At 69.2% G+C, this 18120-nt stretch carries 12 protein-coding genes; 8 read left to right on the forward strand and 4 right to left on the reverse strand.

All coding sequences use genetic code 11. The features are described 5' to 3' along the window. Nucleotides 1-34: 34 nt before the first annotated feature. The 3 genes from VLJ82_RS07695 to VLJ82_RS07705 are packed head-to-tail and all read right to left on the reverse strand — an operon-like array spanning nt 35 to nt 10905. Nucleotides 35-490 (reverse strand): hypothetical protein, encoded by a 456-nt coding sequence (locus VLJ82_RS07695; RefSeq protein ID WP_408662749.1) that lies wholly within the window; start codon nt 488-490, stop codon nt 35-37. After that, entirely contained in the window at nt 490-5127 is a 4638-nt protein-coding gene (locus tag VLJ82_RS07700) for an RHS repeat-associated core domain-containing protein (RefSeq protein WP_408662750.1), read from the reverse strand. Before VLJ82_RS07700 ends, VLJ82_RS07695 begins: the two co-directional genes overlap by 1 nt. A gap of 42 nt (nt 5128-5169) precedes the next feature. Next, nucleotides 5170-10905 (reverse strand): LamG-like jellyroll fold domain-containing protein, encoded by a 5736-nt coding sequence (locus VLJ82_RS07705; RefSeq protein WP_408662751.1) that lies wholly within the window; start codon nt 10903-10905, stop codon nt 5170-5172. A 450-nt stretch (nt 10906-11355) separates the two neighbouring features. Here VLJ82_RS07705 and VLJ82_RS07710 point away from each other — a divergent pair, with 450 nt between their 5' ends. Both VLJ82_RS07710 and VLJ82_RS07715 read left to right on the forward strand, forming a co-directional pair. Next, nucleotides 11356-11901: a deoxycytidylate deaminase gene (locus VLJ82_RS07710; protein WP_408662752.1), complete on the forward strand. Its 546-nt coding sequence runs from the start codon at nt 11356-11358 to the stop codon at nt 11899-11901. A gap of 95 nt (nt 11902-11996) precedes the next feature. Next, nucleotides 11997-12605 (forward strand): NUDIX hydrolase, encoded by a 609-nt coding sequence (locus tag VLJ82_RS07715; protein WP_408662753.1) that lies wholly within the window; start codon nt 11997-11999, stop codon nt 12603-12605. 10 nt (nt 12606-12615) lie between these two features. Here the strand turns inward: VLJ82_RS07715 and VLJ82_RS07720 are convergent, their stop codons facing one another. Next, nucleotides 12616-13167: a dihydrofolate reductase family protein gene (locus tag VLJ82_RS07720; protein ID WP_408662754.1), complete on the reverse strand. Its 552-nt coding sequence runs from the start codon at nt 13165-13167 to the stop codon at nt 12616-12618. A gap of 74 nt (nt 13168-13241) precedes the next feature. Between VLJ82_RS07720 and VLJ82_RS07725 the strand changes: the two genes are divergently transcribed. The 6 genes from VLJ82_RS07725 (at nt 13242) to VLJ82_RS07750 (ending at nt 18103) form a co-directional block, all read left to right on the forward strand. Next, entirely contained in the window at nt 13242-13850 is a 609-nt protein-coding gene (locus VLJ82_RS07725; RefSeq protein ID WP_408662755.1) for a sulfotransferase family protein, read from the forward strand. Nucleotides 13851-14332: 482 nt separating this feature from the next. Further along, the gene (locus VLJ82_RS07730) at nt 14333-14596 is read left to right on the forward strand and encodes a hypothetical protein (protein WP_408662756.1); all 264 of its coding nucleotides are present in this window, start codon (nt 14333-14335) and stop codon (nt 14594-14596) included. A gap of 172 nt (nt 14597-14768) precedes the next feature. Next, nucleotides 14769-15278, forward strand: coding sequence for a hypothetical protein (locus VLJ82_RS07735; RefSeq protein WP_408662757.1), 510 nt, complete (start codon nt 14769-14771; stop codon nt 15276-15278). Nucleotides 15279-15336: 58 nt separating this feature from the next. Next, nucleotides 15337-16875, forward strand: a complete 1539-nt coding sequence (locus VLJ82_RS07740) for a hypothetical protein (protein WP_408662758.1) — start codon at nt 15337-15339, stop codon at nt 16873-16875. 16 nt (nt 16876-16891) lie between these two features. Then, nucleotides 16892-17158, forward strand: coding sequence for a hypothetical protein (locus VLJ82_RS07745; RefSeq protein WP_408662759.1), 267 nt, complete (start codon nt 16892-16894; stop codon nt 17156-17158). A 105-nt stretch (nt 17159-17263) separates the two neighbouring features. Continuing rightward, nucleotides 17264-18103: an AbiV family abortive infection protein gene (locus VLJ82_RS07750; RefSeq protein ID WP_408662760.1), complete on the forward strand. Its 840-nt coding sequence runs from the start codon at nt 17264-17266 to the stop codon at nt 18101-18103. The last annotated feature ends 17 nt before the right edge of the window (nt 18104-18120 follow it).

Genomic DNA, 18120 nt, shown 5'->3' on the forward strand with positions numbered 1-18120 from the left:
GACAACGAAAGACGCTGCCGCCGTTAGAGGAACGCTAGCTGATATCCCGGGGCTGCCAGCCGGCCTCTAGCCGCTCGATGAGCAAGGTGTCGTTCACGACCTCGGCGATCGAGAGATCCCGCTCAGCCGGTTCCAGCCGTGCCACCTGCCGTTGCCGGGTGCCGTCCCAGAGCCACCAGTCGAGAACCCTGCCGCCCGGCTCCACCCGACCCCGCCTACGCATCAGCGGAAACGACTGGTGCGACGGCGGAACCGGGGCGTTGCCGACCCGGGTCACCAGCCCGCGCTTGAGCGCGGCATTGAGCGGGAAGAACGTGTGGAACGCGGTTGGGGCGGTAGCGGCGGCCTCTCCGTCGCCCGGCAATGCTTCTGAGAAGCCGGCCAGTACCCGCAGCAGGGCACCGTAGAGCTTGTCCCGATGGGTGTACTGGGCCAGCGCGTAACCCCGACTGGTCCGGATGGCGATGACATCACCGATCCGAGCCGGCATCAATACCCGACCATCCCCAGTAGCTGGGTGCCCCGCGCGATCGCGGACTGATAGATCGGGTTGGTGGAGGCGATCGAGTTGATCTTGTTCAACAGCTGCCCACCGTTCTTGCCCAGTCCGTACTGATCGATCAGCGTCTGCTCCACCGCCCGGGCGTCGGCGCGGGACAGGTTCTCCAGGCCCGGGATGGCTTCGATGGAGATCCCCTTCTCCGCCAGGTGCTCGGCAGCTCGGCGTTCCAGATTGTTGGTGATACCGACATACTGCACGTTGCCCAGCGCATCAAGCGAACGGTAGACGGTGTTGGCGCCGGTGTTGATGGCGGCCGGTCCGAAGAACTCGCCGATCCAGGCCCCGGTGGCCCCCAGTGCGCAGCCGATCGCGGCATCCTTGGCGGCGTCTCCGAGGGTGTACTTGTTTCCGCTGATCTTGGCGCCGACCGCACCGGTGCCGGCGCTGACCGCCGCCCCGATGAGGCAGCCGGGCAGCGCCTGCTCACCGGACGGGTCGGTGAAGTTGGTCGGTGAGTCCGCGGCGTAGGCGTAGAGGTTGTTGCCGGAGCCGGCCGCGCCGGCCGGGTCCTGGGAGATGAAGCGCTGCACCGCCGGGCTGTAGTACCGCGCGCGGTAATAGTCCAGACCGGTGCCGTCGTCCTGCCGGCCGGTGAACTTCTGGTCGTTGACATCGGCGGTTCCGGTGCTGCTGACCACGCCGTACGGGTCGTAGGTGTAGCTGGTGGCCACCGCGCCGAGGCCGTCGGTCAGGGCGATGGTGGAGCCCAGCGCATCGGTCAGCAGGTCGCGGACGCCGGTGCCGTCGGACCGGACGAAGGTCTGGTCGATCCCGAAGCCGGTGAGCAGGTTCGCCGAGGGTGCCGAGCCGTCGGTCTCCTGGACCAGGTTGGGCCCGTCATAGACGTAGCCGGTGGTGTTGCCGTTCACTGTCCTGGTCAACCGCCGGCCGGACGGGTCGTAGCTGAACGAGGCGGTGACGCCGCCGGCGATGCCGGTCAGCTGGCCGCGCGCGTTCCAGGTGTAGGTGCTGCTGCCATCGGAAGTCAGCTGCCCGTCCGGGTCGTAGCTGAAGCTGGCACCGTCGCGGGCGGTCAACGCGTTGTCGGCGTTGTAGGTCAGGCTGCTGGTCAGCGCCGGCAGGCCGGTCCGGGCGTAGCTGCCACCGACGCTGGTGCGCCGGCCGGCGTCGTCGTATCCGTAGCTGAGGTCGCCGAGCGTGCTGCCGCCCTGGCTGAAGGTCAATCCGGCGACCTGCCCGGCCGGGTCGTAGCTGGTCGCCCGCTGCACCCCGTTCGGCAGCGTGATCGTGATCGGGCGGTCGTCGGCGTCGTAACCGAGCGACACCGTGCCCAGCCCGTTGGAGATGGCGGTCAGCCGGTTGCCGTCGTCGTAGCTGTAGGTGGTGGCCGGCTGGCCTGCCACGGTCATGCTGGTCCGGTGCCCGGCAGTGTCGTAGCCGTAGCTGACCGAACCCTGCCCGGTGGCTTCGGAGACCAGCCGGTCCAGGCCGTCGTAGCCGGTGGTCAGGGTGCCGCCGGCGGAGTCCACCCGCTGGACCAGCCGGTTGGCGGCGTCATAGCTGGCGCTGACGGTGCTCTGGTAGCCGGAGCCGGTTGCCCCGTACCCGGCGAACACCGCTCGGCCCAGGACGTCGTACTGGTAGACCGTGCTGACGCCCGCCCGGCTGGTGAAGCTGGTCAGGTTGCTGTTGGCGTCATAGCCGTAGCTGGCCGTCGCGCCGAGCGCGTCCTTGCTGGTGGCCAACCGCCCGAAGGCGTCGTAGCTGTACCGGGTGACGTGCCCGAGCGGGTCGGTCGCGGTCAGCAGGTTGCCGTCGACGTCGTAGCTGTACCGGTCGACGTTGCCGAGCGGGTCGGTCGCGGTCAGCAGCTGGCCGAGTACGTCGTAGCTGTAGCTGGTGCGGTTGCCCAGCGGATCGGTGCTCTTGACCAACCTGCCGGCGGCGTCGTAGTAGCTGGTGATGCTGCGGCCCAGCGGATCGGTGGTGGTGACCGGCAGGCCGTCCAGGTAGCTGACCGTGGTGAGGTTGCCGAGCCCGTCGGTGATCGCGGCCGGCAGGCCGCCCTGCGTCCGCACCGTGCTGGAGTGGCCGAGCGCATCGGTCACCGTCATCGCCTGGTTGGCGTCGTCGTAGCTGAAGCTGGCGCTCTTGCCGACGGGGTTGGTGACCGACGCGACCCGGCCGTAGCTGGGCTCGTAGCTGAGGGTGTCGACCACCGCGGCCGCCGTTCCGGCCAGCCGGGTCCGGCTGAGCACGTGGCCGGAGGTGTCGTAGGCAACGTCGGTACGGCGGTTGAGCTGGTCAGTCGACGAGGTCACCCGGTGCGCCGAGTCCCGGGTCAGCGTGATGGTCTGGGCGTTGGCGGTGCCGTAGCCCGCGGTGCCCGAGACCGAGTAACCGGTCGCGTCGAAGCTGACCTGCTGCTGGTGGCCGAGCGGGTCGGTGACCACGGTCGAGCTGACGTGCCCGTCGGCGGCCACCGTGTAGGCGAAGCTGAAGGAGCTGCCGTCCGGCTGCAGCTGGGTGGCGACCCGGCCCTCGGGGGTGAAGGTGTTGCGCACGAAGGCGGTGCCGAGCGGGTCGGTGATGCTGGTCAGCTCGGTGCAAGTGGTCGAGTTCGTGCAGGCGGCCCAGGCGTAGGTGGTCTTCTTGGCGGCCGGGTCGGTGACGGTGAGCAGCCGGCCGGACGAGTCGTAGGTGTAGCTGACCTTGCGGGCGATGTTGTCGGTGGCCGAGGTGATGCACAGCGCATTCGTGGTGCACGTACCCCAGGTCAGCTTGATCCAGCGACCGTTCGGCGAGGTGACCCGGGTGACCCGGCCGTTGCTGTCCCGGGTCAGCGTGGTGGCGTTGCCGTACCGGTCCTGGGTGGAGATCAGCGAGGCGGTGTAACCGCCGAAGACCAGCTTCGATCCGTCGACCAGGGTGACGGTGAAGTTGGTGTGGTTGTCGGTGGTCATCACCGCGCCGGTGAGCCCGGACGGCGTGGGTACCGCCGTGTAGACGGTGGTGTTCGACGTGGGCGCGAACGGCACGCTGGTGCCGCCGGGCAGCTGCACCTGGTAACGGCCGGTGCCGTCGGGTGCGACGAAGGAGTTGAACGCGTCGGTCTGGCCCATGCCGAAGCTGCGGATGACGTAGTCGTTCTGCCGGTAGGTGCGGGTGAGCGCGATCGGGATCACGTCCGGCAGGCCCAGGTCGCTGCGGGAGAAGGTGAACAGGCCGGTCTGCAGGTTGACCGGGTCGCCGGCGTTCGGGTCGTCGCCAGGACGCGGGCAGAAGATGCCCAGGTACTTGCAGAACGGGTTGTAGGACACCCCGAGCTGGTAGGTCTCGTGCAGCCGGGTGTCGGCGTCCGGCACGATCTGCTTGCCGTCGGCCGACACCCGGCCGTGGCCGTACACCGCCCAGCCGAGGCCGAGCCGGTCGGCATCGTGGTCGACGTAGTCGATGTCGGCGCCGGGCAGCTGGTGGGCCAGGTTCGGGTACACCACCCGCAGGCCGGGCCCGGACACGGTGGCGTTGCCGGGCTGGATGGTCCAGGCCAGCGTCATGCCCGGGGCACCCGGATAGGGCTGGCGCTCCAGCGGCATCTCGGTGACGGACAGCTGGGTGACCCGGTGGCCGTCGGAGTCGGTGAGGTGGGTGCCGGCCGGGACGTGCACCTCCAGGCCGGGCAGCTTCGGCGAGGTCACCACGATCTCGTGCTGCGGGTCGGCGGGCAGTTGCACCGCGTGGGCGGTGTCCACCTTGGTCAGCCAGGTGGTCCAGGACATCGCGGTGGTGACGCCTTCGACCGCGTCCACGCCCACCTCGTACTGGCCGTGGTCGCCGCCCTTGGTGGGCTCGGCCGCGTCGATCTCCAGCTCGTGGTGGCCGGGCTCCAGGCCGGTGAGCAGGAACCGGCCGTCGGCGTGGCTGCGGGTGCTGATCTCGTCGATGGACAGCTCCACGTCCTGCAGCGCGGCGCCGGTCCGGGAGTCGCGTACCCAGCCGGCCACCGCGGTCTCACCCCGCGGCGCCTGCAGCGGCGGCAGCTCGGCGGCGGCAGGCGTCGCTGTCGGCGCGTTGGGCATCCGCAGCTCGGTGCTCGCCCGGCCGCCCTCGGAATCGACGGTGACCGCGTGCCGGCCGCCGGACAGGCCCGGCGGCAGGTCGACCACCAGCCGGGACGGGCTGGCGCTGCGCACCGTGGCGAACAGGCCGCCGACCTTGACCTTGGCCAGGCTCGCCGACGGCAGGTTGCTGCCGTTCAGCACCAGCGATCCGGTGCCTGATCGGACGGCCGACAGCAGCACCGGCTTGGCGACCGGGGCGGCTTTCGGCCGCGCGGCCGGTGCGAACCCGGCCGGTGCCGCGGCGACCCCGGTCAGGTTGCCGACCGCGTCGTAGCTCAGCGTCCGGGTGGCACCGGTCTGGTCGGTGACCGAGGTCAGCCGGCCGTTGGCGTCATAGCCGTAGCTGACCGTGCCCGCCGTCAGGGCCGACGGCTGCGCCGCCGCGGCTGGTGCCGGCGCCCGGTAGTCGAGACCGGTGGCGGTCAGGGCCAGCACCGCGACGGCCGAGGCCGCCCAGCGCACGCGTGCGGATGCCTTCGTCATGGATGTGCTCCTGGTTCTCGGTCTCGGTCGGTGCGCGCGGCTTTACCGGGCCGCGTAGTGCGCGCTGATCTGCGCTGCCGTCAGCGCCGTGGGATAGATGGCCACCTCGTCGAGGCCGCCGTAGGTCGGGGCGCCGCCGTCCACCGCCGCGCCGATCCGCAGGAAGCCGTTGGTGACGGTGTTCAGCGACCGGAGGAAGCTCTTGCTGCCGATCGACACGCCGTCCACGTAGGCGGTGGCCGCGCTGCCGTCGTAGCTGACGGCGATGTGGTGCCAGCTGCCGTCGACCAGGCTCCGGCCGATGGGGAAGGTCAGGTCGTCGGCATAGCCGGCCACGATCACCGACGAACCGGCGACCCCGACGTCGAAGACCCGGTCGGTGCTGTTGGTGCCCCAGCCCGCGAACCACCGGCTGGCGGCGTCCAGCGGCTTCACCCAGGCCTCCACCGTCCGGGACCCGTTGAACTCCGGCAGTTGCGGCGCCTGGGCCGAGCCCACGCAGCAGCCGCCGTTGTTGGTCAGCCCGGTGTCGGGGTCGCTGGCCAGGGCACCGGTCACCCCGCGGGTGGCGGTCGCGGTGTAGGTGAGCGGGCCGGCCCGGCCGGAGGACTCCCCGCCGACCGGAGTGGCTGCCGGCTCGCCGAGCCGGTAGTAGGCCACCGGCGCGTCGGCAAGCACCGTGCTGGCGTAGGTGCTTGCCGCCCCGGTCGGGGTCACCGCCGCGGAGTCGGCACCGTTGCCGAAGCCGTAGAGGTTGCCGCCGGTCACCCGCACCGTCACCGGGACACCGCCGGGCAGGCCGGTCAGCGTCGCCGAGGTCCGGGTGCCCGGCACCGCGAGCGAGTTGACCGGGGTGCTGCCCTGGTAGGCGGTGATCAGGAACTCGCCGATCGGGTCGTTGCCGGCGGCGGGCGCGGTCCAGCTGACGTCGACCCCGTTGGCCCGGGCGGTGGCGGTGACCGCGCTGGGCGTCCCCGGCACGGCATGGCCGGAGGCCGCGAAGTGGCCGGCCACCTCGGATGCGCTCAGCGCGGTCGGGTAGACCGCGATCTCGTCCAGGCCGCCGTAGTAGGGGGTGCTGCCGTCCATGGCACTGCCGATCCGGAACAGCCCGCTGCTCACGGTGTTGAGGGCGGCGTGGAAGGTACGGCTGCCCAGCGACACGCCGTCGACGTAGGCCGCTACGGTGCTGCCGTCGTAGGTCGCCACCAGGTGGTGCCAGGCGCCGTCCTCCAGCGACTTGCCGGTCGGGAAGGTCAGGTCGTCGGCGTAACCGGAGACCATCAGCGCGTCGTTGGTGGTGCCCACGTTGAAGGACCGGTCGGTGGCCGCGGTGCCCCAGCCGAGGATCCAGCGTAGGTAGGTGTCGCGCGGCTTGACCCAGGCCTCCACGGTGCGGGCGGAGTTGAACACCGGAACCGCCGAGGCCGACGCGCCGAGGCAGCAGCCGGCATCCAGGTCCACCGCGCGGTCGGCGTCGCCGGCTATCGCGCCGGCCTGGCCGAAGGTGCCGCGGTTGTTGGCCGCCAGGTTGCCGGTCACCGAGGAGTCGGCCAGGCTGGTCGTCCCGCCGGTGTCGCCGAGCCGGTAGTAGGCCACCGGGTTGGCGGCCAGCACCGTGCCGGGGTAGGTGGTCGCCGACCCGGTCGGGGTGACGGCGGCCGCCGTACCGGCCGGGCCGCGGCCGTAGGCGTTGAGCGCGACGACCCGGGCGCTGTAGGCGACGCCGGACGGCAGGCCGGTGATGGTCCCGGAGGTCGCCGAGCCCGCCACCACCACCGAGTTGCGGGGCGTGCTGCCGGCCATCGCGGTCAGCAGGTAGCCGGTCACCCCGTCCGGCGAGCTGGCCGACGTCCAGCTCACCGACAGCGCGTTCGGTGCCGGGCTGGCGCTCACGGCGCCGGCGGCGGTCGGGATGGCGTGGCCGCTGGCTCCGAAGTGCGCGCTGACCTGTGCCGCGGTCAACGCGGTCGGGTAGATCGCCAGCTCGTCCAGGTCGCCGTAGTAGGGGCTGCCGCCGTTGTTGCCGCTGCCGATCTGGAGCTGGGCGGCCGTCGTGGTGTGCAGGGTCGAGGCGAAGTTCTTGGTGCCGATCAGCCGGTTGTCGAGGTAGGCGCTGACCGTGGTCCCGTTGTAGGTGGCCACCACGTGGTGCCAGATGCCGTCCACCAGGCTGCGACCGGTCTGGAAGCTCAGGTCGTCGCCGTAGGAACCGACCAGGATGTAAGAGTCCTGCACCCCCACGTTGAAGGCCAGCCGGGTGCTCGAGGCACCCCAGCCGGCGAACCACCGGCCGTAGCCGTCCAGCGGCTTCACCCAGGCCTCCACGCTGCGGCTGGCGTTGCCCGACGGCAGCGCCGACACCGCGGCCGCGATGCAGCAGCCGCCGTTGGCGCGGGCCGAGGTGTCCGGGTCGGACCGCAGCGCGCTGGCTCCGCCGACCACGGCCTGGTTGTAGGTGCCCGGATGCCCGCGCCCGGAGGAGTCCGCCGCCACCTTGGAACCGGTGCCGTCGCCGAGCCGGTAGTAGGCGCTCGGCGCGTTGGCCAGCACGCTGCCGGCGTAGCTGGCGGTGCTGCCGGTCGGGGTAACGCTGGCCGAGGTGGCCGCGGTCCCCGTTCCGTAGGTGTTGGAGGCCACCACCTTGACGGTGTAGGCGGTGCCGCCGAGCAGCCCGCTGATCACGGCCGAGGTGGCGGTCGGAGCCACTGCTACGGCGTTCACCGGGGTGCTGCCGGCCCGGTAGGCGGTGACCACATAGCTGTTGATGGGATCCGGCGACGGGGTCGCGGTCCAGCTGGCGGTGATCGCGTTCGCACCGGCGGTGGCGGTGAGTCCGGTGACGCCGGCCGGCACGCCGTGCCCGCTGGCGGCGAAGTGCGCGGCCAGCTGGGCACCGCTCAGCGCAGCCGGGTACACCGCGACCTCGTCGATGCCGCCGTAGAAGGGGCTGCCGCCGTTGGCGTGCGAGCCGACCCGGAGGGTGGCCACGTCGGCGGTGTCGAGGGCGTTGACGAAGGACTTGGTGCCGAGCAGCACCGAGTCGAGGTAGACCCGGGCCAGGCTGCCGTCGTAGGTGACCGCGACGTGGTGCCAGAAGCCGTCGACCAGCGAGCGGGGTGCCTGGAAGGTCAGGTCGTCGCCCCAGGCGCTGACCAGCACCAGGCTGTCCTGCACGCCGAGGTTGAAGGACCGGTCGGTGACGGTGTCCCCCCAGCCGAGCACCCACCGGCCGTAGCCGTCGAGCGGCTTCACCCAGGCCTCGACGGTGCGTGCGTCGTTGAACGCGGGCAGCGTGGTCGGCACCGCGCTCAGGCAGCAGCCGCCGTCGACGGTGGCCGCGGTGTTCGGGTCGCCCACCAGCGCGCCGGCCGCGCCGTACCCGGCCCGCCGGATCTGCAGCGCCGGGCCGTCCGGGGCGGAGTTGGCCGCGACCGGCAGGCCGCTCGCCTCGCCCAGCCGGTAGTACAGCGACGGGACGTCGGCGGCGATCGCGCCGGGGTAGGTGGTCGCCGAGCCGGTCGGCGTGACCGGGTCGGTGTCCACCGCCACGCCGGCGCCGTAGGCATCCAGCGCGGCGACGCTGAGCGTCACGGCGACACCGGCGGGCAGGCCGGTCAGGGTGGCGGTGCTGGCGTCGGGAGCCACCGTCGTCGAGTCCATCCGGACGCCGTCCGCCGAGGCCGACACCAGGTAGCCGGTGAGCGGGTCGTTGCCGGTGTCCGGCGGCGTCCAGCTGACGGTGGCGGAGTTCGCGCCGGCGTCCACGGTGAGATCGCTGACGGCTGTCGGCACCGCATGCCCGGTTGCCGCGAAATGGGTGCCGATCTGCTCTGCCGACAGCGCGCTGCCGTAGACCGCGATCTCGTCCAGCGAGCCGTAGTACGGCGATCCTCCGTTGAGGGCGGCACCTACTACCAGGCCGGAGTCGTTGACGGTGTCCAGCGGGTGGGCGAAGGCCTTGGTCCCGACGGCGACGCCGTCCAGGTACGCGGTCACCGCGGTGCCGTCGTAGCTGGCCGCGACGTAGTGGTACGCGCCGTCCCGCAGCGCCTTCTGCACCGGGAAGGTCAGGTCGTCACCCCAGCCGCTCACCAGGATCGCGCTGTCGCCGATGCCGACGTTGAAGCCGAGGTCGGTCTCCCCGCGGCCCCAGCCGAGCACCCAGCGGCCGTAGTCGTCCAGCGGCCGGACCCAGAACTCCACGGTGCGGGGGGAGTTGAAGCTCGGCAGGGCCGGGTGGCCGGTGCCGATGCAGCAGCCGCCGTCGGCGCTGGCCGCGGTGTCGGCGTCGGTGGGCAGCGCGCCGTCGAGCTTGAGGGTGGTGCGGGAGTACTCGAGCAGGTTGCCGTTGCCGGCTGAGTCGGCACCCAGCCGGGCGTTCAGCGGATCGCCGAGCCGGTAGTAGGCCATCGGCGAATCCGCTGCCACGGCCGCGGCATACGGAAGCGGCGGGCCGCTCATCGTCGCGGTGCCGCTGATGGTCTCGGGACTGAGCCCGAAACTGTTGCCGGCAGCCACCGCGAAGGTGTAGCTGGCATCGCCCGGCAGCCCGGTGACCCGGGCCGCGGTCTTGGTGCCGTCCACCACGACGCTGGTCGAGCGGGTGCCGTCGGCGGCGATCGCGGTGACCACGTACCGGCTGATCGCGGGCGTGGTCGGCGGGGCGACGGCCCAGCTCACCACGGCCTCGTTGTCCGCGCCGTCGCTGGCCACCACCCGGGTGGGCGCGGCCGGTCGCTGGAAGCCGGTCGCGGCGAAGTGGGCGGCCACCGCTGCCGCGCTCAGCACGCTCGGGTAGACCGACACCTCGTCCAGGCCGCCGTAGAACGGGCTGCCGCCGTTCTCGTACGCACCGATGACCAGGCCGCTGTCGTTGACGGTGTCCATCGGGTTGACGAAGTTCTTGGTGCCGACCGGCACGCCGTCGACGTAGGCGGTCACCTGGCTGCCGGTCGCGGTCACCACCACCTGGTGCCAGCTGCCGTCACCGGACAGCGTCCGGCTGAGCGGGAAGGTCAATCCGTCGTTGTAGGAGTCGACGATGATCGAGGCACCGGCGACGCCGACGCCGAAGCTGGTCTCGCCCTCGTTGCGGCCCCAGGCGGCGATCCAGCGCCCGCTGTTGTCGCTCGGCTTGACCCAGGCCTCGACGCTGCGCGGGTTGTCGAACAGCGGCAGCACCGGACGCGCGGTGGCCACGCAGCAGCCGCCGTTGGCGGTGACGCCCGGATCCGGGTCGAGCGTGCCGAGCGCGCCCGTGGTGGCCCGGGTGCTGCCGGTGCCGTACTGGGCGAGCACCCCGTGGCCGGACGAGTCGGCCCCGAGCGTGACGCCGACCGCCTCGCCGAGGCGGTAGTAGGCGGCGGGCGAGTCGGCGAGCACCGCGGCCGGGTAGCTGCCGGAAACTCCGGTCGGGGTGATCGGGGTGGCGGTGCCGGCCGGGCCGGTGCCGCAACTGGTCACCGCGCTCACCACCGGGGTGACGGCGCTGCCACCGCTCAGCCCGGTGAGGGTGGCGGTCAGGGTGGCCGGCCCGACCGCGACGGCCGGGCCACCGGTGTCCAGGCTGACCAGGTAGCCGGTGATCGCCAGCCCCGCGCCGTTGGCCGCCGTCCAGCTCACGGTGGCCGACCGCACGCCAGCGGTCGCGGTGACCGCACCCGGCGCGGTCGGCAACGTGCACGCCGCGGTCACCACGCGCGGTGCCGGCGGCAGGTGTGGCGCCGGCGCGGGGATGGGATTGCGGCGGCCGGCGTGGCCGGTGGTGGCCGGCATGCCGCCTCGCCGCACGGTGTCGTCCGGGGCCGGCTTCGTGTCGATCGGGCGGTTGGGCCGGGCCGGCGTTGCGGGCTTGGCAGCCGCGGCATGCGGCGCAGTTGCCGGAGCTGCCGCAGTCGGTGGCGCCGCCTCGACGGGTGCTGCCACCACTCCGGTGGTTACCACCAGTAGCGGCAACGCGAGGCTTGCCACGGTTTGACGACGTCGCCAGCTAGAGCCAATTCCACGCATTTTCCGGCCCACCGATCTAGAGCAAATCAGACAATCGGTGAATATAGAGGCCTACTTCCCTGTTTGCGCCACAGGGTTTAACAACAGTTAGATAACGGACAGAGCTTGCTATACCTGTACGGCGCGCCCATATCAGATACAGCCCGTAACCGCAACGGGCGGAACACCGGACGCTTCGGGCCAAGGCGTAGCCTGACCCGAGCGCAGGGAGGGCCGATGACCGAGCGTCCGGACTGGGATGAGTACTTCCTCGAGCTGACGCGGCACGTCAGCTCCAGGGCGACGTGCGATCGCGGCCGCAGCGGCTGCGTCATCGTGCGCGACAAGCAGATCCTGACCACCGGGTATGTCGGCTCACCGCCCGGCTTCGAGCACTGCGACGAGGCCGGCCACCTGCTGCGTCGGGTGATAGACGAGGACGACGTGTCGCGGGTGCACTGCGTCCGGACGATCCATGCGGAGCAGAACGCCATCCTGCAGGCGGCGCGAACGGGCACCAGCGTGGTGGGGGCGACGGTGTACTGCACGATGGAGCCCTGCCGTACCTGCGCGATGTTCATCGTCAGCGCCGGCATCCGGCGGGTGGTGTGCGAGCACCGGTACCACGCCGGCGCCGACACCCGCGAGATCTTCTCCAGGGCCGGGATCGAGCTCAGCGCGCTGAGCGACACCGCGATGTCCTACGCGCTGCAGACCCCGACCGAGCCGGCCGCCGGAGCCGGGCAGGGACCGTCGGAGCTGGGCGCGTCCCGGCGCACCTGATCAGTCCCTCAGCCTCTCCACGAGGTCGAGAGACCCGCCGGCGCGGGTTCGGCGTGTCTGGCTTGGCGGGCGTACCGGAAACGTAGTCTTCGGCCATGTCGGGCGACCCGATGGTCCAGCAGCTGTCGGAGCTGCGCGTGCGCGGCGCGCGGCGTCGCCGGGTGCGCGCCCAGGCGCTGCGGCTGGCGGCGGAGGAGCCGACCGCAGTCGAGCGAGTCAACGACCTGGGAGTGCACTTCACCGCATCCGCCGTCGTGATGGACCCGGCCACCGGGCGGGTGCTGCTGATGTGGCACCGGCACTACGACATGTGGCTCCAGCTGGGCGGCCACTGCGACGGCGACCGCAACCTGGCCAAGGTGGCGCTGCGCGAGGCGCAGGAGGAGTCGGGCCTGGCCGGCCTGGAAGTGTGCCCGGTCCCCATCGACATCGACCTGCACGTGTGCCGGTCGGCTGCCGAGCCGCGCCGCAACCTCGACGTTCGGTTCCTGGTGCTTGCCCCGGCCGGCGCCTCCAGGACCGACACCAGATCGCCGGAGGGCCACCCGCTGTGCTGGCGGGACCCAGCCAAGGTGGCCGAACCGCACCTGCGCCAGTTGCTCTCGGCGGGGCGGGCGTCGATGGAGGCAGCCCTCCGCCGCCCCGTGCCGCACCTCGTAGGTACGCAGCGCGGGCTGGAGACGCTGGCACTCGCCGGCACCTGACCAGCGCGAGTTACTGGTTCGCCTGCGACACCTTGAAGGTAATACTCGTCCTGAGCGAAGTGGTTTCCAATACCGAAATTCGCTCGAGAACGACCTTGTCGGTGTCGATGTTCTCCAGCAGGCGGAGTCCCTTGCCGAGGAGAATAGGCACGAGGTCTATCTGCAATTCGTCGCAGAGCCCTGAATTGAGGCATTGCTGGATGGTGCTGGCGCCACCTATTACCTGAACGACCTTGTCACCAGCCGCCGCGGTGGCCTGGGAAATGGCGCTCTCGACATCGGTGGCGAACTGCACGCTGATCTTGCCGTTGCCTTCGGGATACTTCTCCGGCGGGTTGTGCGTAAGGATTACCAGGGGAACCTGGTACTCGTAGTCATCGTTGACCCACAGGAACGGGTCGGCCATGTCGTACACATTCCTGCCCATGACGATGGCGCCGGTGTTGTCCGTCATTTCCTGGAAGGACGGGGCCGCCATGAGTTCCAGGAAATCTGGATTCAGTGCGCCTGCGTCGATATAGCCGTCCAAGGACATGGTCATACCGGCGATTACCTTACCCATGGGATTCCCTTCACCCCCGATATTTCGACCTGCAAGACAGCGGCCCCGGAAACGGGCCGCCGTAGTATGCGGCAGTGACGCTACGCGTGGTGGGGCCTGGGCTCGGCCGGACGGGCACCTACTCCCTGAAGCTGGCGCTGGAGAGGCTGCTGGGCGGCCGCTGCCACCACATGGCGGAGGTGCTCGCCAACCGCGAACGCCAGTTGGCGTTGTGGGCCCCGGTGCTGCGAGGGGACGCGGTGGACTGGGAAGAGGTCTTCGCCGGCTACGTCGCCCAGGTCGACTTTCCGGGGGCGGCGTTCTGGCCGGAGCTCAGCGCGGCGTTTCCCGAGGCACTCGTCGTCCTCTCGACCCGCCCCGCCGATGCCTGGTACCGCAGCGCGGCGTCGACCATCTTCCAGCTCGACGACGGTCACGGGTCGTCCCCGTTCCGCGACGTGTGGCGGGAGCGGTTCGGCGACCGGCTCGACGACCCTGCCGCGATGATCGCCGCCTACGAGCGGCACAACGCCGCGGTGCGGTCGGCCATCCCTCCGGACCGGCTCCTGGAGTGGACCGTCGGCGACGGCTGGCGACCTCTGTGCGACCGCCTGAGGGTTCCGGTTCCGGACGAGGCGTTCCCCTGGACCAACACCACCGAGGAGTTCCGGGCCCACAACCACCTGGACGCCGGACCGGCGTGATCCCTTGGTGCAGCAGCCTCGGCCAGCGGCATCGCCACCTTCGCTGCGTCAGCTTGGCTTGCAGTACAACGTCGCTAACAACAGCGTTCGGGACTACCTGCTCCGGGCTGGCGTGCGGCTGGTTCGTAGGGTGGAAGCTAGCTAGCTGCTTCAGGCTTTGGTTCAATATCCCAGCATGGGGAAGGTTAGGATGTCGGTTAAACCGACCGACCTATCACCGCGTCTTTTGGAAGACCTAAGTAGCCTCGCGCCTCATTGATGAGCGCCTCGCGGTCTGACCTGCAAGCTACTCCGATAGATTCAATTGTCGCGTCTTCAGGAAATCGTCCAGGCGTGAATGGCCGTCGTCTTGTCCTGGTTAAATCCTCCGCAAAGCTCAGATCGAGGAGGATGTCGAGATCTCGGTGTAACCGTTCTGCGGCCAAGACCAAACTCGGTGTGCCCAACAGACGTAGATAGAGCATAAGGTCTATGTATTCGTTATGGAGTCCTACAGCTCTATCGAAGGCCGCCTCATGAAGGTCGGCTTGACCGTTATGAGCGGCAACTACACCGTCATTGCATGCTCTACTGATCTTGAAACTCATGTTGATGTGGTCAGTCAGGGGTTGCTTGAGCGCATCGAGAATCCACGCCCGCTGAGCGCTGCGGCGCTGCTCATCGAGATCGCGCTCTTCCCACTGCCGACGTTGATCGGTGTCTCGTTGTTGCCACCGCCTTGTGAGAATCAAGCTCGTGCCGCTTAGAACGGCGGCAACGCAGGCGGCAACTCCAGCGAGGTAGGTGCCAGCAGTCACATTGCCCAGCCTCTTCGTGGCGCGCCGCCACATCAGACACATCCGGGGTAACGCCCCAAAGAACAAACCCACACCCGATCAGAATGGTGCAGGTTTGAAGACGTCACTCTGGTGCCGCCTGGTGGACACCCGCACCGGCCTCGGGTTGCCGCAAGCCAAGCTAGCCACCGGTTCCACTACCTCAATCAAGGTGGGCGGCCTGGCCGCTGTGCCGGCCGATGCCTCGGCAGCGTTCCTCATGCTGACCGCGATCTCCACCAGCACGACAGCTGGCTACCTCTCTCCGTACCCGACCGGTACGACTCGTCCCGGCAATGTGTCACTGAACTACCTGGCCAACACCGCCACCATCTTGGGCGCCGCCGTCGATCTGGGCAGCGGCGGCCAGTTCGACCTTTGGATCGGTCCGGTCGGCACGGCCATCGACGTGGTAGTCGACGTCGTCGGCTACTACACCGCCACCCCTGGCAGCGGTGGGGCCTACACGCCGGCGCGAGTGTACGACTCGCGGCAGGCGCCGAACACCACGGTGCCGGCCCGGGGCTCGCGGGTGGTGCCGGTCGGTGGCGTGGCCGGGGTGCCAGCCGCCGGTGCGAGCGCCTACGCCCTCAGCGCCCCAGATTGTGCATAGCGGCTCCAACGCCGGCTCGCTGGCGCTGGCGCCGGGTGACCAACCGGCGACGGCCGCGGTGGCCTCCGTCTACTTCTCAGCCGGTGCCAACGTCCGCAGCGACCTGGTGGTGGTGCCGCCAGCCGGTGACGGCACGGTACTGATCGTCAATTCCTCACCCGATCCCATCGAGGTCATCCTCGATGTCGAAGGCTGGTACACCAGCCCACCGGGGTCGCCGGTCGTAGACTCCGCAGCCTATCCGGAGCTGAGCTGGACGGCTCCGGGCGGCTCGAGCGCCAGCTTCTCAATCACGGACAGTGGCACCGGTTCGGCGGCCAGCTCTTTCAGCTACAGCCTGGATGGGGCACCGGCCATCACCATCCCGAGCACCACGACGACGCTCACGCTGGTCTCGCCGACCACCCTCGGCGCTCATACCCTGTCCGTGACTGCCGTCGATCGGCTGGGCCTGCGCTCGCCGTCGACTGACTACACCTTCAATATCGGCTCGCCGCCGGCTGCACCCAGCGGGGTGACGGTGATACCCGGAGCGACCGCGGCGGATCTCAGTTGGGTGCCTGGTCAGGACAACGGTGCGCCGACCCTGGGCTTCACCTTCTGGGTGATGGATCGCACCAACGTCAGCTCGCCGATGAGCCTCGGCAGCTGCACGCACTGCACGCACTTCGTGCTGCGAGGGCTCGACCCGACGCACAGCTACGCTGCTCAGGTCGCCGCGGTCAGCGCCGCCGGCCAGAGCGCGGTCAGCACCAGTAGCGATTTTGTAGCGGCCGGCGACGCCATCAGCTGCGCGACCGGTGACGACGCCTGCGCTAGCCAAGACATCAGCCAACCAGTCAACACCGATCCGCTGTTCGCCAACTATGACCTGAGCGGCACTGACAGTGGAACGGCGACCGCCAGTCCGGCGGGGACCGCCAGTACGCCAGCCGGGCCATCGGCGACGACGGACCCGCAATGCGCGCTTGCACCTGCCGACCGAGTCGGCAGCTGGGTCTGCGACGACCCCGACACCAGCGGCGGCTCGACTAGTCAGCCCAGCCCGGCCATGTTTGGGCAGGAGGGCTACTGCTCGGCAAAAGGCTGTTGGAACCGGCTCAGTGACTTCGAGGCCTCGTGGAGCGCTGACTTCACCTACGGGTGGGGCAGTACCCGTCTGGGCACCGGCACGGCTTCAATCACCTGGAAGCTGGTTGGCGCTCGCAGTACCAGCAAGCCAATCCGCTGGAAGGCCAGCGGCCAGACCCGCAATGTGGTGTTCGAGGCCGCCATGTTCAATGGCGCCCCTGGCGTGGCGCATGGTGGCAGCTACATCAAGGGCTCGCGGTCCTATAGCCCAAGCACTCCCGTCGGCAGTCCCGGTACGACGATCAGCTGGTATCCGAATGGCTACAGCTACTACAACAACACGATGTACGACCACAATGTGGTCACTGAATTTTCCTGGAACGTCCCTGGCTACCCAGGCTATTGGTACTTGTATGCCCGCAGCCTGTGCTCGCATACCAAAACGCTCGGCAGCTCGGCGCTTTACCGCTTCGGCTCGCTAACCGCGCTGCCCGGCGATAGTGCGTCGGCCGGCTGGCACTACTGAGCGAATAGGGGTAGCAATGGACGGCGCAGATTACCTGCATCCCGGATCAGAATGGGCCAAAGAGCCCGACGACATCGACTCGATTGACTTCAGCCCGACCGTCACCATCATGTACTTCGCCGATGATGACACCTGGCAGGCGGTTTGGGGTGGGCGGGAGCAGCTCGGGGAGTTCGAGGGCACCCGCGAGGAAGCTATTGCGTGGGCCCGTGAACGGTGCAACACCATCCGTATCTACTCGCCGAGCGAAGGGGACATCGTCGATCTGGTACCAGATGAGTAGCCCCAGCACCGCGACGCTTGCATCCGCCGGGTGAGGGTTGGGCGGGCTTGCTGCAAACTGGACGTCATGGCCAGTAGGAAGCTCCCGAATCTATCGCCTCAACAGGTGGTCGACTTGCAGGATGCCCTTTTGGCGAATGCCGACCGCCTCCTGGTCTCCGCCCTTACCGTGCTTGATCTCGGTCATGTAGCGCTCGCGCGCTCCCTGGCGATCCTGGGGCTTGAGGAGTCTGGCAAGGCCATCGCCATCCACGAGCGCCGGATCGAGATGGCTTACGTCTCCGAAGGCGAGCCCTTCATGTGCGATCAACTGGAGGAGCTGTGGGCCAGCCACGAGAGAAAGCTGGAATTGGTCCACAGATTCCTAGTTGAAGAGCGCTACTGGTTCGGCGCAGAACCGAGCAACCCAGCCGCGAACGCGGCCTCTCTGGGATCGATCAGAGCGTGGGCGCGTCGTCATGATCGATCGAAGCAGCGCGGCTTCTACGTTGATGTCAGCAGGACCGGAGCGGTCATGGCACCTAATGACGTAGCCGATGAAGACGCTCTTCGCAGCGTTATCCAGTTCGTTCATCAGATTGGCTGGCAACTCCGGCTAGGAGAGCACATCGAGGGCAAGCAGCAGGATAGCCAGGAGGCCGGCACGCCTCCGATGAGCGATGAGGATCTTGCTTGGCTAGACAAAGTCGCCTCGGACCTGCCGCAAGATACAAGAGACACAAGCATCGCAATCCTGCAAGGCATGAGGGCGGGCCACCCTGGGACGCCGTTGAGAAATTCTGCTTACAGATTCAATCCCCCCGATGCAGACCGCAACCCGTTCAGGAACCTCGGCAAACAAGGGTACGAGGCCCAGGATCGCCAATTGGACCAGCTGCGGGACGAACTAGATCGGCAAGTAGGAGAAGGTGGAGAGGGATCGGCGAATGCAGACGCAGGCCCATGACGGCGTGTGCTTTGACA

This window comes from Jatrophihabitans sp. (genome assembly GCF_035474675.1).
In the GTDB taxonomy this organism is placed as follows: Bacteria; Actinomycetota; Actinomycetes; order Mycobacteriales; family Jatrophihabitantaceae; genus Jatrophihabitans_A.